This window comes from Micromonospora sp. NPDC047740, assembly GCF_043204735.1.
Taxonomy (GTDB): domain Bacteria; phylum Actinomycetota; class Actinomycetes; order Mycobacteriales; family Micromonosporaceae; genus Micromonospora.
The window spans coordinates 263,673-285,705 of sequence record NZ_JBIDCT010000011.1; the positions used below are offsets into that span (position 1 = coordinate 263,673).

18 protein-coding genes and 2 pseudogenes are annotated in these 22,033 nt (G+C 71.9%); 7 read left to right on the forward strand and 13 right to left on the reverse strand.

The features are described 5' to 3' along the window. Positions 1 to 14 precede the first annotated feature (14 nt). Positions 15 to 308 (forward strand): hypothetical protein, encoded by a 294-nt coding sequence (locus ACGF4F_RS22110; protein ID WP_357433642.1) that lies wholly within the window; start codon positions 15 to 17, stop codon positions 306 to 308. Positions 309 to 440: 132 nt separating this feature from the next. Continuing rightward, positions 441 to 3,533 (forward strand): hypothetical protein, encoded by a 3,093-nt coding sequence (locus ACGF4F_RS22115; protein WP_393079802.1) that lies wholly within the window; start codon positions 441 to 443, stop codon positions 3,531 to 3,533. A gap of 95 nt (positions 3,534 to 3,628) precedes the next feature. Here the strand turns inward: ACGF4F_RS22115 and ACGF4F_RS22120 are convergent, their stop codons facing one another. Next, positions 3,629 to 4,174, reverse strand: a complete 546-nt coding sequence (locus tag ACGF4F_RS22120; protein WP_357433646.1) for a GNAT family N-acetyltransferase — start codon at positions 4,172 to 4,174, stop codon at positions 3,629 to 3,631. 129 nt (positions 4,175 to 4,303) lie between these two features. Further along, positions 4,304 to 6,478, reverse strand: coding sequence for an MMPL family transporter (locus tag ACGF4F_RS22125; protein ID WP_357433648.1), 2,175 nt, complete (start codon positions 6,476 to 6,478; stop codon positions 4,304 to 4,306). A gap of 94 nt (positions 6,479 to 6,572) precedes the next feature. Between ACGF4F_RS22125 and ACGF4F_RS22130 the strand changes: the two genes are divergently transcribed. Continuing rightward, complete coding sequence (locus ACGF4F_RS22130) at positions 6,573 to 7,310, forward strand: TetR/AcrR family transcriptional regulator (RefSeq protein WP_357433650.1); 738 nt, start codon at positions 6,573 to 6,575, stop codon at positions 7,308 to 7,310. Between the two features lie 91 nt (positions 7,311 to 7,401). Beyond that, entirely contained in the window at positions 7,402 to 9,006 is a 1,605-nt protein-coding gene (locus ACGF4F_RS22135; protein ID WP_357433652.1) for an NAD(P)/FAD-dependent oxidoreductase, read from the forward strand. A gap of 50 nt (positions 9,007 to 9,056) precedes the next feature. On the opposite strand, the gene ACGF4F_RS22140 is transcribed toward ACGF4F_RS22135, so the two are convergent. Then, positions 9,057 to 10,637, reverse strand: a complete 1,581-nt coding sequence (locus tag ACGF4F_RS22140; protein ID WP_357433654.1) for a Rieske 2Fe-2S domain-containing protein — start codon at positions 10,635 to 10,637, stop codon at positions 9,057 to 9,059. Between the two features lie 22 nt (positions 10,638 to 10,659). Continuing rightward, entirely contained in the window at positions 10,660 to 10,884 is a 225-nt protein-coding gene (locus tag ACGF4F_RS22145; RefSeq protein WP_357433656.1) for a hypothetical protein, read from the reverse strand. 89 nt (positions 10,885 to 10,973) lie between these two features. On the opposite strand from ACGF4F_RS22145, the gene ACGF4F_RS22150 reads away from it, so the two are divergent. Continuing rightward, entirely contained in the window at positions 10,974 to 11,198 is a 225-nt protein-coding gene (locus tag ACGF4F_RS22150; RefSeq protein ID WP_357433658.1) for a DUF2631 domain-containing protein, read from the forward strand. A 72-nt stretch (positions 11,199 to 11,270) separates the two neighbouring features. Here ACGF4F_RS22150 and ACGF4F_RS22155 read toward each other — a convergent pair whose 3' ends face one another. The 8 genes from ACGF4F_RS22155 to ACGF4F_RS22190 all read right to left on the reverse strand — a co-directional run bounded on the left by ACGF4F_RS22155 (position 11,271) and on the right by ACGF4F_RS22190 (position 20,125). Then, positions 11,271 to 12,425, reverse strand: a complete 1,155-nt coding sequence (locus ACGF4F_RS22155; RefSeq protein WP_357433660.1) for a DivIVA domain-containing protein — start codon at positions 12,423 to 12,425, stop codon at positions 11,271 to 11,273. Between the two features lie 31 nt (positions 12,426 to 12,456). Beyond that, the gene (gene rlmN, locus ACGF4F_RS22160; RefSeq protein ID WP_357433662.1) at positions 12,457 to 13,605 is read right to left on the reverse strand and encodes a 23S rRNA (adenine(2503)-C(2))-methyltransferase RlmN; all 1,149 of its coding nucleotides are present in this window, start codon (positions 13,603 to 13,605) and stop codon (positions 12,457 to 12,459) included. Between the two features lie 104 nt (positions 13,606 to 13,709). Further along, positions 13,710 to 15,164: a phosphatidate cytidylyltransferase gene (locus ACGF4F_RS22165; RefSeq protein ID WP_393079848.1), complete on the reverse strand. Its 1,455-nt coding sequence runs from the start codon at positions 15,162 to 15,164 to the stop codon at positions 13,710 to 13,712. A 261-nt stretch (positions 15,165 to 15,425) separates the two neighbouring features. Continuing rightward, a complete protein-coding gene (frr, locus tag ACGF4F_RS22170) occupies positions 15,426 to 15,983 on the reverse strand; it encodes a ribosome recycling factor (RefSeq protein ID WP_357433664.1) in 558 nt (185 codons plus the stop codon). A gap of 78 nt (positions 15,984 to 16,061) precedes the next feature. Next, on the reverse strand, positions 16,062 to 16,829 hold the full coding sequence (gene pyrH / locus ACGF4F_RS22175; protein WP_073832711.1) for a UMP kinase: 768 nt from the start codon (positions 16,827 to 16,829) through the stop codon (positions 16,062 to 16,064). Between the two features lie 164 nt (positions 16,830 to 16,993). Then, positions 16,994 to 17,821 carry a translation elongation factor Ts gene (gene tsf / locus ACGF4F_RS22180; protein WP_357433666.1) on the reverse strand — a complete coding sequence of 276 codons (828 nt, stop codon included), beginning with the start codon at positions 17,819 to 17,821 and terminating at the stop codon, positions 16,994 to 16,996. 135 nt (positions 17,822 to 17,956) lie between these two features. After that, positions 17,957 to 18,784: a 30S ribosomal protein S2 gene (gene rpsB / locus ACGF4F_RS22185; protein WP_073832538.1), complete on the reverse strand. Its 828-nt coding sequence runs from the start codon at positions 18,782 to 18,784 to the stop codon at positions 17,957 to 17,959. 345 nt (positions 18,785 to 19,129) lie between these two features. Further along, positions 19,130 to 20,125 carry a hypothetical protein gene (locus ACGF4F_RS22190; RefSeq protein WP_393079814.1) on the reverse strand — a complete coding sequence of 332 codons (996 nt, stop codon included), beginning with the start codon at positions 20,123 to 20,125 and terminating at the stop codon, positions 19,130 to 19,132. A gap of 299 nt (positions 20,126 to 20,424) precedes the next feature. Here ACGF4F_RS22190 and ACGF4F_RS22195 point away from each other — a divergent pair. Then, a pseudogene (locus ACGF4F_RS22195) lies at positions 20,425 to 20,775 on the forward strand (YraN family protein); the annotation flags it as partial. Then, a pseudogene (locus tag ACGF4F_RS22200) lies at positions 20,773 to 21,270 on the forward strand (DNA-processing protein DprA); the annotation flags it as partial. The pseudogenes ACGF4F_RS22195 and ACGF4F_RS22200, both read left to right, overlap by 3 nt. On the opposite strand, the gene ACGF4F_RS22205 reads toward ACGF4F_RS22200, so the two are convergent. Continuing rightward, the coding region (locus ACGF4F_RS22205; protein ID WP_393079817.1) for a zinc ribbon domain-containing protein at positions 21,270 to 22,033 on the reverse strand (764 nt) is incomplete at its 5' end. The pseudogene ACGF4F_RS22200 and the gene ACGF4F_RS22205 sit on opposite strands and share 1 nt — an antisense overlap.

A 22,033-nucleotide genomic window follows, 5' to 3' on the forward strand; every position in this document is an offset into this window, starting at 1 on the left:
GACTCCCACCCAGCGTGAAGACAAAGAAGGGCGCGGCAAACCGCGAAAGCACGCGCCGGACCGACGCGTGCGTGAGCACTGTCCGGCAGGAGAGTCAGTTGCTCAACATCACAAAGAGTGAAATCAAGGAGGTCGATGTGATCCGCGTCACGCCATCTTTGCGCCAAGAGAGCCTCGGATCGCAAGAGTCGGCACCAGAGGTGCAGATCCGCACATCCACTCCCGTTTGGACCCACCAAACCCAGACACAAGATCCGATTACGGTGCGCGTCAGGGCGATCACTGAAACGGAGATAACGGATTCATAACATCGACGGATGCATCGGATTCGGCGGCGATGTGCGATCGTGTGGCCGCAATCTGCCCCTTCGGCCCCGCCGACCGGGGCCGTTTGTGCATTCCTTCCCTATCCGTCTGGCCCCACGGGAGTGCGACCCGCCGTGACCGCGCCTCGCCTGCTCAGACCCTTCGTGCGCACGCGCACCAGGCTGACCCTCACCCTGGGCCTCGTGCTGGCCCCCCTTGTCGTCGCCCTAGCGCCCTGGTGGCCCGGGCCCGACGACGTGGGCATCCGCGCCGAAGCGGCACCCCCGGCACCTCGCGACGAGGTGACCGCCATAGTGGACGCGCGTCTCACCGGCAAGGAGGTGCTCGTCGACACGGCCACCACGGCCAACTCACGGACCTGGGCGCTTCCCGACGGCCAGCTGCGCAGCGAGTTCCACGCCACGCCGCAGCGGGCGAAGAACACCACCGGGCAGTGGGTGGACCTCGACAACACCCTGGCCCGTACCGGGAAGAGCCCCGGCGGCCTCGACATCCGGCCGGTCAACGCCCCCACCCCGGTGCGCTTCTCCACCGGCGGCGCGGCCGCACCGGCGGACGCGGCCGGAACAGTGTTGGCCGAGCTGGACGTGGAGGGCCACACCGTCGCATACACCTGGCCCGGCAAGCTGCCGGAGCCGGTGCTCGACGGTGCACGCGCCCTCTACCCCGAGGTGCGCTCCGGGGTCGACCTGCTCGTCGTCGCCCGCGACACGGGCGGCTTCGCCCAACTGCTGATCGTCAAGAACCGCGAGGCCGCCAAGGCCGTCAGCTCCGTCAGCTACGGGCTGCGTTCGAAGACCCTGGTCTTCCGCCACGACCCCGACACCGGCGGCGTGCGGGCCCTGGAGAAGGCCAGCGGCAAGGAGATCAGCTCGATCCCCACCCCGTTCGCCTGGGACTCCGCCGGTCGGGACCCGGAGGCCGGCCCCGGCGCCACCCCCCGTACCGCGGTGGACACCACCGCCGACGTGCTGAAGCTCTCCGGCCTCAGCGGCGCCGAGCCCGGCGCCAAGCGGGCACCGATCCCCACCCGCCTCGACCGGGACGGCACCGGCGACGTCCGGCTGCACCTGGACGCCGCCGCGACCGGGCTCTTCACCGACCAAGACGTGCTCTTCCCCGTCTTCCTCGACCCGACCCTCAACAGCGGCCAGTCGGCCTGGGCGACGGTCTACTCGCAGCACCCCACCACCAACACCTGGAACGGCACCAACTTCAACACGGGAACCACGGACGCCCGGGTCGGCTACGAGCAGACGACGCCGCTGCGGACCCGCTCCTTCTGGCGGATGGGCTACAGCAGCAGCCTGAAGGGCGCGAAGGCCAGCTCGGCCACCTTCAAGGTCCTGAACAACCACTCCTGGAACTGCACGGCCCGGGAGATGCAGCTCTGGCTCACCGGCGCGATCTCCTCCAGCACCACCTGGAACGCGCAGCCGAGCTGGACGACGCTGCAGCAGAAACTGTCCTTCGCCCACGGCTACGGCAGCAGCTGCGCCGACGACTACGTGAGCTTCGACGTGACGAACGCGGCCCAACAGGGCTTCAACAGCGGCTGGTCGACACTCACGCTCGGCATGCGCGCCACGAGCGAGTCCGACACGCTGACCTGGCGCAAGTTCAGTGCCAAGTCCGCCTCGCTCTCCGTCACCTACAACCGGAAGCCCAACGTGCCGACGAACGGCAAGACGACGCCCGGCGGCGACTGTGTGCCCGGCCCAGGTGCGGGTCGTGCGGTTGCCAAGGCAAACATCAGCCTGTACGCGAAGGCCACCGATCCCGACGGCAACCTGAAGAGCCTGCGCTTCCGCTTCTGGCAGACCGGCGGGACGGTGCCCGCCGGCACCCTGGTCACGCCCAACAGCAACGGCGAGGCCAGCCTGTTGATCCCCTCCACCAGCCTGGTGGACAAAGTCACCTACTCATGGGACGTACGCGCCGAGGACACGTCGGGAGAGGTGTCCGCGTACTACCCCGGGGCCCAGCCCTGCCAGATCACCATCGACGCCACCAAACCTCCGGCCCCGGAAGTCACCAGCGCGGTGTTCAAGGAGGCCACCCCCGACGGGGCCACCTGGGCGACCGTGAAGTTCGGCCAGACCGGTGCCGTCACGTTCACCGCCGCCAGCGCGGCCAAGTTCACCTACTCCATTGAGGGCGTCGGCTGGAAGGAGGTCCTTGCCTCCAACGGCACCGCCACCGTGCCCGACCTGAAGCCACGGCACGCCGGTCCCACCGTGCTGCAGGTGTACGCCTACGACGCGGTCGGCAACCAGAGCGACCGTACCGACTACAGCTTCTACGTGCCGCCCCGCGATGCGGCCGACGGGCCGGGCGACACGGGCGGCGACGGGATCCCCGACCTGCTCCTCGTGAACTCGTCGGGCAAGCTCCGAAACTACGCCGGCGACGAGGGCGGCGAGTTGAACGCGTGGCTCATTGGCTCGTACACCAACGACAGCAAGCTCGACCCACCTGGTCACTGGTTCGACTCGGCCACCGGCAAGGCCGCCCTGATCACGAAGTACGCCGACGCGTACCCGGGTGACGGCTCGACCGACCTGTTCGCCCGCACCCCGGACGGCAAGTTCTGGCTCTACCCCGGCGACGGCTACGGCAGCTTCAACGTGGACAAGCGGCTGCGGATCCTGCTGCCGGCCAACGCGCCCGACCCGGCCACCTGGACCCAGATCAAGGCGGTCGGTGACATCACCGGCGACAAGCACCCCGACCTGGTCCTCCGGGCCGGGACCGCGTTCTGGACGCTGAGCGGCTACACCGGTGCCAGCTTCCAGGAGGCGACCCTGATGGAGGGCGTTTCCTGGGCCCGCCGGGAGATCGTCAACGTGGCGGACATCGACCTGGACGGCACACCGGATCTGCTCTGGCGTGACCTGGACAACGGCTACATGTACATCCGGCACGGCAAGCCGGGCTCGGTCGCGGGCAGCGTGGATCTGAATTCGATCAAGCTGGGCGCCAACTCCCGCAGCGGGGACGTCAACTACGGGAACTCCTGGACGGACACCAACATCACCGCCGTCATCGGCATCCCGGACGTCAACGGAGACCGGGTGCCCGACCTCTGGGCCCGCTTCGGGTCGGACGGGCAGGTGCGGGTCTACTACCCGTCCACCACCAACACCAACGGCCCAGTGAAGATCGTGCTGGCAAGTGACTGGAGCAGCGTCAAAACCTTCGGCTGAGCCCCGTACGACAGCGGGCCTGAGCAGTCACCTGCTCAGGCCCGCTGTCACGTCGATGACGCCGTGCCGCCGGGCGGCCTGCGCCAGGAAGCTGGTCAGGCCGGCCGGGACAGCACGAAGGTCTCCAGGTCGACGCCGCCGTACCAGTCGGTGCGGATGCCGAGGTAGGTCATGCCGAGCCGCCGGGCCACCGCCATCGACGGCTCGTTGCCCGCCATCACCACCGCGTAGACCTGCCGGGTGCCGGTGGCGAACTCGCGGTCCAGCACGGCCCGGGCCGCCTCGGTGGCGTAGCCGTGGCCCTGCGAGTCGGGGTGCAGGTGCCAGCCGACCTCGATGTCGTCGGTCGGCGTGACCCCGTCCCGCCCGGGCAGCGGCTTCAAAAGGACGCTGCCGGCCGCCCGGCCCGCGTCGCGCGGCTCGATCGCCCAGAGGCCCCACCGGCCGGCGTACGGGTCGTACCGGTCCCGCCAGGCGCGTACCCGCTCCGCCGCCTCGGCCGGGTCGGTCATCCGCCCCTTGCCCCCGCCCAGCCAGCGCATCACCTCGTCCCGCGAGTAGATGTCGTAGATCCGGGCCAGGTCGTCGGGCGCGTCGGTCCAGTCGCGGACCACCAGCCGCTCGGTCGAGGCGATCATCACGAGGCATCGTAGCCCGTCCCCCACCCCCGCCAGGCCCTCGCGAGTTGACCAAGAAGTTTGCGTCGCGTGAGAAGCATTCACCGACGCAAACTTCTTGATCAACGAGAGGGCCGGTCGGACGCGCGCGGGTCAGGGGACTGGGACGGGAGGGGCCGGCTCGGACTCGCGGATGCCGTAGCGGCGGTGGACGCGGGCCAGCGGGCCGGGGGCCCACCAGTTCCAGCGGCCGAGCAGGCGCATGGTCGCCGGCACCAGCAGGGCCCGGACCAGGGTCGCGTCGACCACGATCGCGACGATCATGCCGACCCCGATGAGCTTGATGTATGACATGCCGCCGGTGGTGAAGCCGGCCACCACGATGATCAGCAGCAGCGCGGCGGCGGTGATGATCCGCCCGGTGCGCTGGAGGCCGCCGGCCACCGCGGCGGTGTTGTCGCCGGTGCGGTCCCACTCCTCCCGGACCCGGGACAGTAGGAACACCTCGTAGTCGGTGGCCAGCCCGAAGAGCACCGCGAGCATGAGGATCGGGTTGCTCGGCTCGATGAAGCCGGTCGGGGTGAAGCCGAGCAGGCCGGCCAGGTGGCCGTCCTGGAAGATCCAGACCACCACGCCGAACGACGCGCCGATCGAGAGCAGGTTCATCAGCACCGCCTTGACCGGCAGCACCACCGAGCCGAAGGCGAGGAAGAGCAGCACCAGCGTGGCGGCGGCCATCAGCAGTGCCATCCAGGGCAGCCGGTCACCGAGGCTGTCCAGCAGGTCCCGGTCGGCGCCGGGCCGCCCACCGACCAGCACCTCGGCCCCGGCCGGGCCGGGCAGGTCGCGCAGGTCGCGGACCACCCGCTGCGCGGTGTCGCCGGTCGGTTCGCCGGGGTAACTCACCGAGAGCAGCGTGCTCTCCCCACGCTGGGCGGCGACCTGCACCCCGGTCACCCCCGGCACCGCCGCGATCCGGTCGGCGAAGCCGCGCCCCACCTCGGCCGGCGCCCCGGAGACCAGCAGGTCGATCGGGGCGACCTGGCCGCCGGGGAACTCGGCGGCGATCCGTTCGGAGACCACCCGGGGCGCGGCGTCCGCCGGCAGCACCCGCTCGTCGAAGCCGCCGAAGGTGATCCGCAGGAACGGCGTGGCCAGCACGACGAGCACCAGCGCGACCCCGACCAGGTAACGCACCGGGCGGCGCATCACGCTCCGCGCGATCCGGGCCCAGGCGCCGCCCGCGCCGGCCTCCGCCGGCCCGGCCCGCCGCGCCCCGCGCCACCTCGGCAGGGGTACGCGCACCGCGTCGATCCGGTGGCCGAGCACCGCGAGCAGGGCCGGCAGCACGGTCAACGCGGCCAGCATGGCGACCAGGACGGCGGCCACGCCACCGAGCCCCATCGAGCGGAGGAAGGCCTGCGGGAAGATCAGCAGGCTGGCCAGGGCCAGGGCGACGGTCAGCCCGGAGACCAGCACGGTCCGGCCGGCGGTGGCCATGGTGCGGCGGATCGCCTCGCCGGTGTCGTGCCCGGCGGCGAGTTCCTCGCGGAACCGGCTGACCACGAAGAGGGCGTAGTCGACGGCCATGCCGAGGCCGATCAACGTGATGATGTTGATCGCGAAGATCGACACGTCGGTGAACAGGTTCACCAGGCGTACCGCGACGAAGGCGCCCAGGATGGCGAGCCCGCCGATGAGCAGCGGAGTGGTGGCGGCGACCAGTCCGCCGAAGATCAGCACGAGGAGCACCAGCAGCACCGGCAGGGACAGCGTCTCGGCGCGGGTGATGTCCTCGGTGGTCTGCGTGTTGGCGTAGTGCTGGAAGGCGACCGCGCCGCCGACCTCGGTGCGCAGCCCGGGGGCGTCCAGCGCGGGGCGCAGCGCCTCGAACTGCGCGGCCCGCGCGTCGTCGTCCGCGCCGGTGAGGCGGACGAGGGCGTAGGTGGCCCGCCGGTCGGTGGCGACCAGCGCCGGGGCCGGGCTGTCGTACCAGGTGGTCACGCTGGCCACCGCGGACCGCCCGCGCAGCCCGGCCACCGTGGCGGTGACCGGATCGCGGAACGCCGGCTGGTCGACCGTGGCGGTGTCGCTGGACCAGAGCACGACCACGTCGGCGCCCTGCCGGCCCAGTTCGCTGGTGATCCGCGCGGCGGTGCGGCTGGTCTCGCTGGCCGGGTCCTCGAACCCACCCCCGGTCAGCTCGCCGAAGACCCCGGCGCCCCAGGTGGACCCGAGCACCACGAGTGCCACGGCGGCGGCCAGCACCGCCCACCGGGCGCGTACCACCACTCGCCCCCACCAGGCGAACATCGCCTTCCCCCTCACCGACCGTTAAGGTCGTATCCGGTAAGCATGAATCATTTGAGTGAACGGCGTTTACTATGTCAACGGCGTTCGCTTCGGTCAAGGGGGTCGACAGATGACCGCACCCACCCGGCGGGAACGCCTGCGTACGGCGACCCTGTCCGAGATCAAGGACGGGGCCCGGCGGCTGCTGGTGACCGGCGGGATCGAGGCGGTCTCGCTGCGGGCGATCGCCCGGGACATGGGCATGACCGCCCCGGCGATCTACCGGTACTTCCCCAGCCTGGAGGCGCTGGTCGCCGGGCTCGCCGGCGACCTCTACGACGAGCTGCGCCAGGAGGTCGAGGCGGCCCGGGACGCGTCCGGCCCGGACCCGGCCGGCCAGCTCCTTGAGATGTGCCGGGCGCTGCGACGGTGGGCCGTCGGCCATCCCGCCGAGTTCACCCTGATCTTCGGCAACCCGGTCCCCGGGGTGATCGAGTTCGCCGACCAGTGCGACAACCCCGACCACCCTGGGGCGCGCCTCGGGGCGGTCTTCCTCACCCCGTTCGTCGAACTCACCCGCGGCAGCCGGCTGCCGACCCCACCGGCGGAGCTGCTCCAGGAACGGCTCGGTGGGCACCTCGCCCCGCTGGCGACCAGCCACGGCCCGCTGCCGATCGAGATCGCGTACGCCTTCCTCTCCGCCTGGACCCGCCTCTACGGCCTGGTCGCCATGGAGGTCTTCGGCCACCTCGGCTGGGCGGTCGACGAGCCGGAGGCGCTCTTCGAGACCGAGCTGATCAGCCAGCTCCTCCAGTTCCGCCCAGCCGAACCCGGCGACACCCTCCCCGAGGGAGGCGCGCGCCACTAGGCTGCCCGGACATGAGCGAGCGCAGCGAGCGAATCATCCGGCACAGTGCAATGGAGCCTCAGGCGATCGCCGAGCGAAGCGAGGTGGCCGCATGAGCGAGCAACTGGGTGAGCTGCCGTCCCGCGCCGACGTCGTCGTGGTCGGCTCCGGGCACAACGGTCTGGTCTCGGCGATCCTGCTGGCCCGCGCCGGCCTCGACGTGCTGGTGCTGGAGGCGGCCGAGGTGATCGGCGGGGCGACCCGGACCGAGAGCCCGTTCCCGAAGGTGCCCGGCCTGCGCCACTCCACCGGCTCCTACCTGCTCGGGTTGATGCCGCCGGAGCTGCTCGCCACGCTCGACGTGAGCATCCCGGTGCTGCGCCGCGACCCGCACTACTTCCTGCCCACCCCGGGCGGGCTCGGCGCGCCGTACCTGCTCTTCGGCAGCGACGCCGCGGCGAGCCGGCAGCAGCTCGCGGAGATGTTCTCCCCCGCCGACGCGGCCGCCGACGACGCGCTCCAGGCCGAGCTGGCCCAGCTCCGCGAGGACCTGGCGCCGGCCTGGCTGGCCGAGCCGCTGCCGGTGGCGGAGACCGCCGAGCGGTACGTCCGCCCGGCGCTCCGGCAGGTCTTCGCGGACCTGGTCCGCGGCTCGGTCGCCGACTACCTGGCCCGCTTCGACTTCCGCTCCGAGCTGCTGGTCAGCATGTACGCGGTCACCGACGGCCTCTCCGGCCTCAACGCCGGGCCGGACGACCCTGGCACCGGGCACAACTTCCTGGTGCACAACATGTGCCGGCTGCCCGGCTCGGGCGGCACCTGGATGATCGCCCAGGGCGGCATGGGCACGGTCTCCCGGACCTTCGCCGAGGCCGCCCGCGTCGCCGGCGCTCGCATCCTGACCGGTACGCCGGTCACCGGGATCACCCTGGCCGGCGGCGCGGCGTCCGGTGTGGTGCTCGCCGACGGGCGGGAGGTGGCCGCCTCGGTGGTGCTCGGGGCCTGTGACCCGTACCGGTTGATGGAGCTGCTGCCCGACGGCGCGCTCCCGGCGCCGCTGGCCGAGCGAATGGCGGCGGTCCGCCGTCCCGGCACCACGCTCAAGCTCAACCTGGCGCTGCGCGGCCTGCCCCGGTTCTCCTGCCTGCCGGCGGACGCGCCCAGCCCGTTCGGCTCCACCATCCACCTGCTGCCCGGCTCGTCGTCGCTGGTCGGGCAGGGCGGCGAGTCGCCGATGGCCGCGCTGCGCGCCATGTGGGCGGACGTGCAGGCCGGGCGGCTGCCGGAGGAGCCGACCATCGAGTGGTACCTGCACACCACGGTCGACCCGTCGCTGGCCGACGACGCCGGGCACCACTCCTCGGCGCTGTTCGTGCAGTCGGTCCCGTACGAGCTTTCCGGCACCACCTGGGACGAGGCGCTGCCCGGCTACGTCGACAAGCTGGTGGCGATCTGCGAGCGGTACGCCTCCGGCACCGGCGACCTGATCGCCGATGCGGTGCCGCTGCCCCCGCCCGGCATCGAGGCGCACTTCGGCATCACCGGCGGCCACATCCACCACGTCGACAACACCGTCTCGTTCACCGACCGGATGCCGTACGCCACCGGCGTCGACGGGGTGTACGCGGGCAGCGCCGGCTGCCACCCGGCCGGCAGCGTGATCGGCGCGGCCGGCCACAACGCCGCCCAGCGCATCCTCGCCGACCTCGGCCGCTGAGGCGAGCAGGGGCCTTCCACGGAAGGCCCCTGCTCAACGCCGGGCGGTGGTCAGCTGATCGCCTCGCCGGCCGGGGCCGGGGTGTCGGCGTCGGCGCGGTGCGCGCGGATCTTGTGGCCGACGCTGGTCAGGCAGCGGCCGCTGGCCATGTCGAACCGCCAGCCGTGCAGCTGGCAGGTGAGCTGGTCGCCGTCGACGACGCCGAACCGGCTCAGGTCGGCCTTGAGGTGCGGGCAGCGCCGCTGGACCACCCAGCCGTCCAGCGTGATGTCCTCCGCGTCGACGGCCCGCTCGTGCTCGTCGTACCAGCCCTCCGCGTACTGGAGGCGCTCCTCGGACAGGCACTTGAAGAACGCGTAGACGAACTCGTTGTACTGGCCGATCCGGGCCGCCGAGAAGCGGCAGGACAGGAAGAGCGAGTTGACCCAGTCCACCTCGCCGATGTGCAGCAGGTGCTCGATCAGCGCCCGCTCGGTACGGAACCGGTAACGGACCTTCTCGTCCGCGTACGGCCGGACCTCCTTGCCCGGGAAGTCCACCACGATCGACTCGACACTTTCTCCGTCGTAGCCGACCAGGTCGAAGCGGACCGGCCCGCCGACGCCCTTGGCCAGGTAGATCGACTCGTCCAGCAGCGGCTCGATCCGGCGCTTCATCTCGCCGAGCACGTCGAGCTCCGGGTGCCGCCAGGACTGCTTCTCGGCCTCGATGATCGGGCGCTTGCGCTCCCGCATCTCCTCCAGGTGGGCCACCTTGTTGGCGAAGAACTCGGCCACCGGCACCGGGTGGGTGGTGCTCGCCCCCTCGGTGGTGATCTCCGCGACGCTGCCCGGCAGCAGCACGATGCCGTTGGTGCCGCCGACCTTGGCGTACTCCTCCAGGAAGACCGACTGGTCGGGGAAGATGTTGCCCTCGTCGCCGAAGATGTCGTTGAACTGCCACAGCGTGTCGTCGAGGAAGCAGGGCGGGCCGGCGATCGGGAAGACGTGGTCGGCCTTCAGGTCGTCGATGTAGCGCCAGGTGCGGTCGAACTGCCGATCCCGCTTCTGCTTGCCGAACGCGGTCTTCGCCGCCTGCGGCAGCTCGTAGACCATCGGGTACCAGATCGCGCCGGAGAACTGCAGCAGATGGGCGTGCACGTGGCCCAGCTCGGCGAAGACGCTCAGGTCGGCCGGGCGGGCGTCGTTCTGGTTGAGCAGCCGGACACCGTCGTACTCGACCCAGAGCGAGGAGTCACCGATCGGGCCGTCGGTCGGGCTGGTGAGCGCCTGGATCATGATCTTCAGGCCGCCGGGCAGCTCGACGACCTGCTCGTTCGGCGCCTTGAGGAACTTGGTGAAGCCCAGTTCCCGCAGCTCGTCCTCCATCTCGGAGGTGGGGAACTCGGGCAGCAGGACAGTGGCGTCCTTCGAGATGTGGTCGCGCAGGTGCTTCGCGTCGAAGTGGTCCCGGTGCAGGTGCGACACGTAGAGGTAGTCGACCTGGCCGAGGGACTCCCAGTCGAGCTGCGAATTGTCAGGGAAAGGGAACCAGGAGGCGAAATAGGCGGGATTGACCCACGGGTCGCACAGGATGCTGCCCGCGGCCGTGTCGATCCGCATGCTGGCATGTCCCGTACCGGTCACTCGCACCGTAGTCCCCCTCAAAAGGCAATCAGGCGTACGTCTCGACGCTACCGGAGGCAGTGTGGTCCCCGACCCGCGACGCCGGTAGTGCCCTTCCGCCCTGGTGCGGGCAGGTCCAACGGCCCGGGCGGCTCAGCCCCGCACCGATCCCGTCCAGCTCCGGCGCGCCGGCTCCGCCGGCGACCGCCCAGTCCTCCAGGTCCCACGCCTCGTACGCCGCCTTGAGCAGCTCCCGATCGTCCTCGCGGGTCACGCGTCCCCCATCAGGCCGGACCCTGCGCCGGGCGCGACACGGGGCGTGCCAGACTAACCGGAGATCCGATCGCGAGGGAAGGACCGACAGTGGCAGGAAGCGAGCCGGTAACCGCGCCAGATCAGCACAAGCCCGGACACCGCAAGTCCGGACGGATCGCGGCGGTGCTGTCGGCGGTGGTGTTGGTGATCATGGCGCTCTGCGGCAACCACGAGGGCAAGGTCGAGGACATCTGGCTGCTCGGGATCGCCGCGCTGCTGCTGGCCATCGTGCTCGGCGACGCGGTGCTGCGCCGCAACGGCCTGCGGTCCTGATCCGGCGCTCGCGCTCGACCGGTACGCCCGAGGGCCCGCCCCCAACCGGGGCGGGCCCTCGTCGTCTGCGGATCAGCGGCCGAGCAGGATGTCCTGCACGTCCTTGAGGGCGGCGTCGACCTCGGCCTCGAAGTAGCCGCCCGGCACCAGCCCGAAGCGCAGGGTGTCCAGGTCGTTCGGGTTCACCGGCATCGGGTTGCGGCCCTGCATGCCGCCGAGCAGGCTGTCGAAGAACCGGTCGACCTGATCCGGGTCGTAGCCGCTGCCGAAGCGGCGGACCTGGAAGCTGCGCCGGATCTGATCCACCCGGTAGAGATCGCTGCCGGGCGGGCCAGCCATCGGCGGGCCGACCATCGGCGGCCCCGGGACAGGCGGACCGGCCATCGGCGGCCCCGCAACGGGCGGACCGGCCATCGGCGGGCCGGACATGCCCGGGCCACCCCCGAAGCCCTGCTGAGGCAGGTGCGGCGGGCCGGCCGGGCCACGGCCACGCGGGTCACGCGGGTCCCGGTCGGGCATCCGGATCTCGGCGGTCATGTCGGGGCGACCGCGCCGGCCGGCCTCGAAACCGTCGAACCGCTCGTCCGGGCCGTAACCGCCGGGGCCCGGGGGCAGGCCGCGGGAGGGTGGGCCGCCGTGCCCCATCGGGGCGTTGGGACCCATCGGTCCCGGGCCGGCCGGGCCACGCGGCGCGTCGTACCCGCGCGGGCCGTCGTAGCCACCGGCGAAGGCGCCGGTGGGCTCGTCGTAGCGACCGCCGCCGATGGGATCGTCATAGCGGCCAGCGCCGGTGGGGTCGTCGTAGCGGCTGGCGCCGGCCGGCTCGTCGTAGCGGCTGCCGTAGCGGTCGGGCGGGCCGGGCTGCGCGGGCATCGGCCGGGGCGGCGGCTGCGGCGCCGGGGACAGGCCCCGGTCGTCGCGCATCGGCGGGCCCAGCCGGTCGCTCATCCGGGGGTCGCCGCCGCGCCCGCCCGGAACGCCGCCGCGTTCCTCCAGCTCGGCCAGCTGCCGCTCCACCCGGTCGAGGTGCAGGTCGACCTGCCACTCGTCGTAGCCGTTGAACCGGACCCGGAAGACGACGTCGTGGACCTCCTGGGAGGCCACGGGCGCGCCGACCGGCTGACCGGCGAGCGTCGCCTCCACCCGGTCCAGGAAGGCGTCCACCTCGTCAACCTTGTATCCCCGGCGGAGCGCCTTACGCCGGAAACGCTGACCCTGACTCGCCACTATGTCTCCTGGTCTCGTTCGCTACGCCCGGTCACACCGTTGCCTTGCGCGGTGGGTCGGTGTCCCTGTCCTCGGCGGCGGCGAGCTGCCCACACGCACCGTCGATCTCGCGCCCCCGGGTGTCCCGCACCGTGGTCGACACCCCGGCTTCGCGCAACCGCCGGACGAACTCCCGCTCGACCGGCTTCGGGCTGGCGTCCCAGCGGCTGCCCGGAGTCGGGTTGAGTGGGATGAGGTTCACGTGGGCCAGCTTGCCGGCCAGTAGCCGTCCGAGCAGATCGGCTCTCCACGGCTGGTCGTTCACGTCCTTGATCATCGCGTACTCGATCGACACGCGACGCCCTGTCGTAGCTGCGTATTCCCACGCCGCGTCCAGCACCTCGGACACCTTCCAGCGCTGGTTGACCGGGACGAGTTCGTCGCGCAGCTCATCATCGGGGGCGTGCAGCGACAACGCAAGAGTCACCGCGAGGTCTTCGCTGGCCAGTCGGCGGATGGCCGGGACCAGCCCGACCGTGGAGACGGTGATGTGCCGCTGGGACAGGCCGAGCCCCTCCGGGGCCGGCGCCACCAGCCGGCGGATCGCCGCCACCACCCGGGAGTAGTTGGCCAGCGGCTCGCCCATGCCCATGAAGACAACGTGCGACAGGCGCGGTGGCGAGCCGGCCACCGCCCCCGAGGCCGCCACCCCGGCGAGGTAGACCGCCTGGTCGACGATCTCAGCGGTGGAGAGGTTTCGGGTCAGCCCGGCCTGGCCGGTGGCGCAGAACGGGCAGGCCATGCCGCAGCCGGCCTGGCTGGAGATGCAGACGGTGACCCGGTCCGGGTAGCCCATCAGCACGCTCTCCACCAGCGAACCGTCGTGCAGCCGCCAGAGCGCCTTGCGCGTCGCGCCGTCGTCGCAGGCCAGCTCGCGGACCGGGGTGAGCAGCGTGGGCAGCAGCGTGGTGGCCAGCCGCTCCCGGGTGGCCGCCGGCAGGTCGGTCATCTGCGCGGGGTCGCGGACCAGGCGGCCGAAGTAGTGGTTCGAGACCTGCTTGGCGCGGAACTTCGGCTCCCCCAGCTCGGCGACGAGCGCCTGCCGGCCCGGCAGGTCCAGGTCGGCGAGGTGGCGGGGCGGCATCGCCGGTCGGCGGCCGCGGGCGTCGGGGTCTACGGAGATCAGGGGGAGACTCGTCATGGCGCGTCCAGTCTGACACGCCCGGAGCGGGGCGCACCCGTCCGTAGGGGCCGAATCGACCCCGACCGGCTGGCGGATGCGCACCCACCCACGTGATTCATCCCTCAGCCCACCACCGGTACGAAGATCGCCAGCAGCAGGTAGGCCGTCGGCACCGCGAACAGGATCGAGTCGAGCCGGTCCATCAGGCCGCCGTGCCCGGGGAGCAGGTTGCTCATGTCCTTGACCCCGAGATCCCGCTTGATCATCGACTCGGCGAGGTCACCGAGGACCGCCGCGCCGGAGATCGCCACCCCGAACAGCGCGCCCCACCAGGGCGCCACGTCGAGGAGCAGCCAGAGCAGCAGGGCGCTGCCCGCCGCAGCCGCGGTCACCGAGCCGCCGAAGCCCTCCCAGGACTTCTTCGGGCTGATCGTCGGGGCCATCGGGTGCTTGCCGAAGGCGACCCCGGCGGCGTACCCGCCGGTGTCGGAGAGCACCACGGCGACCAGGGTGACCAGCACCCGCAGGTGGCCGTCACCGGGGGCGGCCGCCAGCATCGCGGCGAAGCCGCCGAGGAACGGCACGTACACCGCGATCAGGGTGGCCGCGGTCAGGTCCCGCTGATAGTTGCCAGGGCCGTCGCCCAACCGCCAGATCATCGTGCCGAGCACGGTGACCAGCAGGCCGAGACTCAGCGCGTCCGGGCCGGCGAACCAGGCCAGCCCGACGGTGATCACGCCGCCGGCGATCAACGGCACCAGCGGCGGGTGGGCCCCGCTGCGGCGCACCGCCCGGGCCATCTCCCAGATGCCGATCCCGATCGCCGCGGCGATCACGGCGAGGAACGCCGGCAGGTAGAAGAAGAGCGGCACCACGATCGCCGCGCCGAGAGCCAACCCGACGGCGATCGCGGCCGGCAGGTTACGGCCGGCCCGGCCCGACGACGGCTGGGCCGTCGGAGGCCGGTCCGCGCTGGCCCGCCGGCGGCCGCGCGGGCGCCGACCGGCCGACGACTCCGGCTCCGGCTCGTCCCGGCCGGCGAGGTGGGCAGCCGGTTCGTCGCGTACCGGGGCGAACTGGGCGGTCGAGTCGTCGTCGTGTACCGGGGCGATCTGGGCAGTGGGGTACTCGTCGTAGGGCACGCCGGGGCGTCCACCCCGGGGGCCGCCGGGGCCCCGGTCGCGCGGGTCACCGTCGCCGGGATCGCCCTCGCCATGGCTGCGCGGGCCCGCGTCCCGGTACCGGGGATCCTCCGGGCCGGGCTCGCGGTAGCCCCGGCCCCCGTCGCGCCACTCCTGGCCGTCGCGCCAGCGCTGATCGTCCCGATAGCCGCGCTCGTCGCGGTCCGGGCCCGGGCGCTCGTCGTACGGCCGGCGGCCGGGCGCGTCGTACCCGTCGCCCGGACGGGCGTACGGGTCGGCGGCGGGGCGGGGCCGCCCGTGCGGCTCCGCGTACGCCTCGGGGGCGCCGGGCCGTCGCCACGGCCCCGGCTCGACGTCGGCCTCCGGCCACGGCAGCGCGGCCGGCCGGTCCCAGCCGCGCGGCTCGGCGGCGCTGTAGGGGTCGGGGTGGGACATCACGTACCGAGCGGAAGCGGTACGGGAGCCACCACATGACGCAAGATCAAAACCATCCCCTACACGCGCGACTGTTCCGGTTGACCGGCCCGACGGCCGGCCGATCCCCGCTGTTCACCCAGCGGTGGTGGGAATCGTGCCGAGCCTACTGCACCCAGGGAGCCGGCACGGCGGACGATGGTCCCACCACGGCGACGGCACCGGGCCCGCCATCCGGTAGGGGTGGCGGCACACCGGTGCCGTGGCAGGTGCTCGGGCCGCTCAGACCTCGAGCAGCTCGTTCTCCTTGTGCTTGACCAACTCGTCGACGGTGGCGACGAAACGCTGGGTCAGGTCGTCCAGCTCCTTCTCGGCGCGCCGGCCCTCGTCCTCGCCGACCTCGCCGTCCTTGACCAGGCGGTCCAGCTCCTCCTTGGCCTTGCGGCGGATGTTGCGGACGGCGACCTTGGCCTCTTCGCCCTTGTGCCGGGCCACCTTGATCATCTCGCGCCGCCGCTCCTCGGTCATCTGCGGGAGCACGATGCGCAGCTGGTTGCCCTCGTTGTTCGGGTTCACGCCGAGGTCGGAGTCGCGGATCGCCTTCTCCATGGCGCCCAGCTGCGAGTTGTCGTACGGCTTGATGATCACCATGCGCGGCTCGGGGACCGCGATGGACGCCATCTGCGGCAGCGGGGTGGGGCTGCCGTAGTAGTCGATGACGATCCGGGAGAACATCGCGGCGTTGGCGCGACCGGTGCGGATGCCGCCGAACTCTTCCTTGGCGTGCTCGATGGCACGCTCCATCTTCTCCTCGGCCTCGAGGAGGGTGTCGTCGATCACCGGTCTCCTCGCCTCCTTCTGTTGCTCGTCGTGGCTGTGCTGCTGTGGTTCGGAGGGCCGCTGCCGGCTCGGGGCCGTTCAGGCGGTGATCAGGGTGCCGATCTTCTCGCCGCTGACGGCACGGACGATGGTGTCGTCGCCCTCGGCGCCGAAGACCAGCATCGGCAGGCCGTTCTCCATGCAGAGGCTGAACGCCGCGGCGTCGGCCACCCGCAGGTTGCGGCGCAGCACCTCCGAGAAGGTGATCGAGTCGAGCTTGCTCGCCGTCGGGTCGATCCGGGGGTCCGCGGTGTAGACCGCGTCCACGCCGTTCTTGCTCATCAGCACCACGTCGGCGCGAATCTCCAACGCCCGCTGGGCGGCGACGGTGTCGGTGGAGAAGTACGGCATGCCGGCGCCGGCGCCGAAGATGACCACACGGCCCTTCTCCAGATGCCGGATCGCCCGCAGCGGGATGTACGGCTCGGCGACCTGGGCCATGGTGATCGCGGTCTGCACCCGGGTCTCGATGCCCTCCTTCTCCAGGAAGTCCTGGAGGGCCAGGCAGTTCATCACCGTGCCGAGCATGCCCATGTAGTCCGCCCGGGCCCGGTCCATGCCACGCTTCTGCAGCTCCGCACCGCGGAAGAAGTTGCCGCCGCCGACCACCACGGAGACCTGCACGCCGCGGCGGACCACGGTGGCGATCTGCCGGGCGATGCCCTGCACGACGTCCGGGTCGACACCGATCGCGCCGCCGCCGAAGACCTCGCCGGAGAGCTTCAGCACCACCCGGCGGGCCCGGCCCGGCGGTGGGGCGGTCGGATCATCCGCCGCCAGGCTCCGGTCACTCACAACCTGCGTCATCCGCACCGCCCCTTCCGTCGCGCACCGCACGTGCGCCGCGTCCCGCGTACCTGCCGCTGCCGACCCTATGCGACGAGGAGGCCGCGGTGCCTGTCACGTACACCAGCGGCCTCCTCGTCGACGTTTCCCTGCGCACGGGCGCGTCATACGCCCGATGCGGCGGCTCAGGCCTGGCCGACCTCGAACCGGACGAAGCGGGTCACCTCGATGCCGGCCTCGGCCAGCAGCTGCTTCACCGTCTTCTTGTTGTCGGCGACCGACGCCTGCTCCAGCAGGACGAAGTCCTTGAAGAAGGCGTTGACCCGACCCTCGACGATCTTCGGCAGCGCCGCCTCGGGCTTGTTCTCCTCGCGGGCGGTCTGCTCGGCGATCCGCCGCTCGGACTCGACGACGTCGGCCGGGACCTCGTCCCGGGTCAGGTACCTCGGCCGCATGGCGGCGATCTGCATGGCCACGCCGCGGGCGTCCGCGTCGGCGGCCTCGTCGGTCTTGCCGGCGTACTGCACCAGCACACCCACGGCCGGCGGCAGGTCCTGGCTCTTGCGGTGCAGGTAGACCGCGGTGGTGCCGTCGAGCTTGGCGAAGCGGTTGAGCACCAGCTTCTCGCCGATCTTGGCGGACTGCTCCTGGACCAGGTCGGCGACGCTCTTGCCGTCGAGGGTGCTGGCGAGCAGCTCCTCGGCGGTGGAGACGCCGCTGGCGACACCGTGCTCGACCAGCTGCTGGGCCAGCGCGATGAAGGCGTCGTTCTTGGCGACGAAGTCGGTCTCGCAGTTGAGCTCGAGCAGCGCCTGGCCGGCGTGGGCGATGAGGCCGTTGGCGGCCGTGCGGCCGGCCCGCTTGCCGACGTCCTTGGCGCCCTTGACGCGCAGGATCTCGACGGCCTTGTCGAAGTCGCCCTCCGCCTCGGTCAGCGCCTTCTTGCAGTCCATCATGCCGGCGCCGGTGAGGTCGCGGAGCTTCTTGACGTCCGCGGCGGTGAAGTTGGACATGACTCTCTCTTCGGGTCTTGAGACTGCGGTGGGATGGTCTGGGTCCCGGTTACCCGGATCCGGGCCGGATGTGCCCGGCGTACCCGCCGCGCCCCACCGGCCGGGAAATCGGACGGTGGGGACGCGACGGCGCGATCACTCCGCGGCGGCGGTCGCCGGCTGCTCGTCGCCCTTCTTCGGCTCCTCGAGCAGCTCGCGCTCCCACTCGGCCAGCGGCTCGTCGGCGCCGACCTGGCCCGGCTCGGGCTTCTCGTCGGTGCCGCGGCCCCGGCCGGAGCGGGCGATCAGGCCGTCGGCGACGGCGGCGGCGACGACCTTGGTCAGCAGCTCGGCCGAGCGGATGGCGTCGTCGTTGCCCGGGATCGGGAAGTCGACCTCGTCCGGGTCGCAGTTGGTGTCGAGCACGGCGATCACCGGGATGCCCAGCTTGCGGGCCTCGTCGACGGCGATGTGCTCCTTCTTGGTGTCGACCACCCAGACCGCGGCCGGGAGCTTCTGCATGTCCCGCAGACCACCGAGGGTCTTGGTCAGCTTGTCCTTCTCGCGGGAGAGCTGCAGGGTCTCCTTCTTGGTGTAACCGGCGGCAGTGCCGCTCAGGTCACCCAGGGCCTCCAGCTCCTTCATCCGCTGGAGCCGCTTGTACACCGTCTGGAAGTTGGTCAGCATGCCGCCGAGCCAGCGGTGGTTCACGTACGGCTGGCCCACCCGGGTCGCCTGCTCGGCGATGGCCTCCTGGGCCTGCTTCTTGGTGCCGACGAAGAGGATGCTGCCGCCACCGGCGACGGTGTTGCGCACGAAGTCGTACGCCTTCTCGATGTAGTCGAGGGTCTGGCGCAGGTCGATGATGTAGATGCCGTTGCGCTCGGTGAAGATGAAGCGCTTCATCTTCGGGTTCCACCGCCGGGTCTGGTGCCCGAAGTGGACACCGCTCTCCAGCAGCTGGCGCATGGTCACGACGGCCATGGTGGGTACTCCTTGCGATCCCTGGTTGTCTCGCCCGGCCGGCGGCCGGGCGTCCTGGCGCCCGGTCGTCGGCCGTGACGGGCCCGACCAAGATCGGGACCAGGGAGGCCGGCGCCCCACGAAGCTGTCCGTGGAGAGGGCACGCGAGGTCGACCGCGCGAGGCGGTCGCCAGTCGACCAGTGTACGCCCTCCCCCTGTGCACCGGTCCCGGGGTGCGGGACACGGGTGCGGAACCCGGTGGGTGATCCATGATCCACGCACGTTCCGGGAGTGTGTGGGCCGCCGACTGCCGTCAGGCACCCACCGTCCGGAAATGCCCGGGTCCTGGGGTACGGCAGCGGAGGTCAGCGGGCGGCGAGCGCCGCGGCGACGAAGAGCACCAGCCCGACGGTCAGATACGCCGTCGGCGGCCGCAGCCAGCCCCGGCTGCCGTCGGCCAGCGCCAGGCCGCCGGTCCGCAACCCGTACAGACCGGCACCGAAGATCGGCAGCCCGACCACCAGGAACGTGCCGACCACGACGTGCGAGGTGGAGATCGGGTCACCCACCACGCCCCGGAGGAGCACCCGCAGCGCCGGGACCTCCAGCGCGAGCACCAGCAGCGCCAGCAGCACCGCGAGCGCCGGCCGGCGGGTCCGGTAGACCCCGTCGCCGGGTGGTGGCCCGTCCAGCCGGGGCGCCACCGAGGGCATCGGCCCGGTCGGCATCTCCAGCGGGTGCGGCATCGGAGTGGTCACCACCTCCGGCGCCGGCACGGCGGGCCGCTCCCCCACGATCAGCGGCGTGGGCGCGCCGTGCGCCGGCCGGTCCCCGACGGTGATCGGGGCCGGGCCCACGTGCGCCGGCTCGGCCGGACGGGCCGGCTCGACGACCGGGTAGCCGGCCAGCGGGCCGGGCCGTGGGTCGCCGCCGAACGGCTCGCCGCCGCTCTCCCGCGAGACCCCGCCGAACGGCTCGCCGCCGCTCTCCCGCGAGACCCCGCCGAACGGATCGCCGGCGCTCTCCCGCGACGCGCCGCCGAGCGGATCGCCGACCTCGCGGGCCGCCCGTCGGCCGCTGCGACCGCCCGGCAACTCGCCGGAGATCTCCCCGGAGTCGTCCAGCCGGCGCGACCGCCGGTAGCTCTCGGTGTCGTCGTCCAGCGGTTCGGCCGCACCGAACCGGGCCGGGTCGGCGTACCGGCCCTCGCCGCCGGCACGCTGCTCGGGGGCCCGGAAGTCGTCGTCGCGGTAGCGCGCCTCACCAGCCGCCCGCCAGTCCGGGTCGGCGTACCCGGGATCGCTCCAGCGCGGCCCCTGCTGATCTTCAGGAAAGCTCCGTCGTCCGTCCACGACCGGCACGGTATGCGACCGCCATCCCGCCCGCCAACCGCCCTTCAGCCCGACATTGCCGCAGGTCAGCGCGGTTAATACCGCCTCATAACGGGGCACACGGTGAGTGATCGGCGACTGCTCCGAAATGTCGTGGATCGTGCCGACTGATCCGTCCACGGCCATTCCCCGGCGGCCTGGCGGTGGCCTGCTGGTGAGGTCGCTAGCACAGCACGGGCATGATCGTCCGCCCGTCCACAGGGCGCCCCGTCCACAGGGGGCCGGCCGGGACCCGCCTCCCGACCCGAGGTGGGCGCACCGTGGGCGGCATGACGAAGCGGAACCAGGCCGTCGGCGCGTACGGCGAGCGGTACGCGGTCCGGCACCTGATCGCGGCGGGGCTGCGCCCGGTCGCCCGGAACTGGCGGTGCCCCGACGGGGAGATCGACGTCATCGCCTGGGAGGGCGAGGTGCTCGCGTTCTGCGAGGTGAAGACCCGCCGGAGCGACGACTTCGGCAGCCCGGCCGAGGCGGTGGTGCCGGCGAAGGCGCGCCGGCTGCGCGGCCTGGCCGCCCGGTGGCTGGCCGAGACCGGCACCAGCGCCGAGGAGGTCCGCTTCGACGTCCTCGAAGTCCGGCTTCCCGCCGCCGGCCCGGCCCGGGTCGAGCACCTGAAGGGCCGGACCGTCGCCCTGCTGGCCTGCGGGGTGGACCGCCCGTACCCGATGGGCAACGCGGCGCTCTTCGACCGGATCGCGGAGACCGGCCTGCTGGTCAGCGAGTGGATGCCGGGCACGGACCCGCTGCGGCCCCGGTTCCTCATCCGCAACCGGGTGATCGCGGCCGGCACGCTGGGGACGGTGCTGGTGGAGGCTGCGGCGCGCAGGGGCGCCACCCAGACTCTCAACCGTGCGATCGGGGTCGGTCGACCGGGAATGGTGGTGCCGGGCCCGGTCACCTCGGCGATGTCCGTGGGCGCGCACGAGCTGCTGCGCGAGCACAGCAAGGCCCGGCTGGTCACCGGTGTCGCGCACGTGCTCGAGGAGGTGGGGCGGATCGGATACGACCTGGCGCCGCCCGCCCGGGCACCCGAATGCCTCTGGGATCAGCTCGACGACGAGGCGACCCAGGTGCTGGAGGTGCTGCCCCGGCGGAAGCCGGTCAGCGTCCCTGATCAGCTTTGCGATCCTGAGTCGGATTGAGTTTCCGGAATCGTTTCCCACCGTGGTGGGGTCGCGTGGGCGTGGAGATGGAATCCCGCGCCCAAGGCGGCTCCTCGTGGCCGGTGGCCGGCGGTGGTGGGTGTGCTGATCGTGTTCACGCTCTGGTGTCGGTGGGCTGCGCGGGGCAGCTTCCGGTCCGTTGGTGCGTGTCCCTCCGGACGCTTGCCCGCCTGACCGTGGGGCCGGGTGGGGGAGGGTGCCCTGCGTCGCCTGGGCGCGGGGCGTGGTGGCTTGTGCCGGGTGGGGCTGGTCTTCGACCGATCCCTCCGGCTGGCATTAGAGGTGCTTGGGGTGACGACGGCGCTGGCCTCGAGCTCGTCGACGACCGTGCGGATCACCATGTGTCCGCTGGTCTTGTCGGTGACGGTTTTGGCTTGGTGGGTGAGGCCGCGGGCGGCGATGCGCCGCCAGGCGCCGTGGTCGCGGTCGCCCTGCCAACCGCACCGGGTGTTGGGGCAGATGGCCCATTTCCATCCCGGTGTGGTGGGGCGGTCGGGGGCTTTACGGTGCTGTAGCGGGGTCAAACATTGCGGGCAGTGTTTGGAGGTGTTGTGGGCGGGGACGGTGACCACGGCGATCCCGTGCTCGGCGGCGAGGTGCCGCATCCGGTCGCTGATTTGTCCGCGGACCTGCTGGGACAGGCGCGTGTTCAGGCTGTGCCCCATGCCCCGCGCTTCCATCGACCGCAGGTCTTCCAGATAGATCACCGTCGCCC

Coding starts and splice junctions, on each gene's coding strand:
- ACGF4F_RS22135 (WP_357433652.1), top strand. CDS start 7,402: ATGAGCGAGCAACTGGGTGAGCTGCCGTCCCGCGCCGACGTCGTCGTG.
- ACGF4F_RS22130 (WP_357433650.1), top strand. CDS start 6,573: ATGACCGCACCCACCCGGCGGGAACGCCTGCGTACGGCGACCCTGTCC.
- pyrH (WP_073832711.1), bottom strand. CDS start 16,829: ATGACGCAGGTTGTGAGTGACCGGAGCCTGGCGGCGGATGATCCGACC.
- tsf (WP_357433666.1), bottom strand. CDS start 17,821: ATGTCCAACTTCACCGCCGCGGACGTCAAGAAGCTCCGCGACCTCACC.
- rlmN (WP_357433662.1), bottom strand. CDS start 13,605: ATGACGAGTCTCCCCCTGATCTCCGTAGACCCCGACGCCCGCGGCCGC.
- rpsB (WP_073832538.1), bottom strand. CDS start 18,784: ATGGCCGTCGTGACCATGCGCCAGCTGCTGGAGAGCGGTGTCCACTTC.
- ACGF4F_RS22165 (WP_393079848.1), bottom strand. CDS start 15,164: ATGTCCCACCCCGACCCCTACAGCGCCGCCGAGCCGCGCGGCTGGGAC.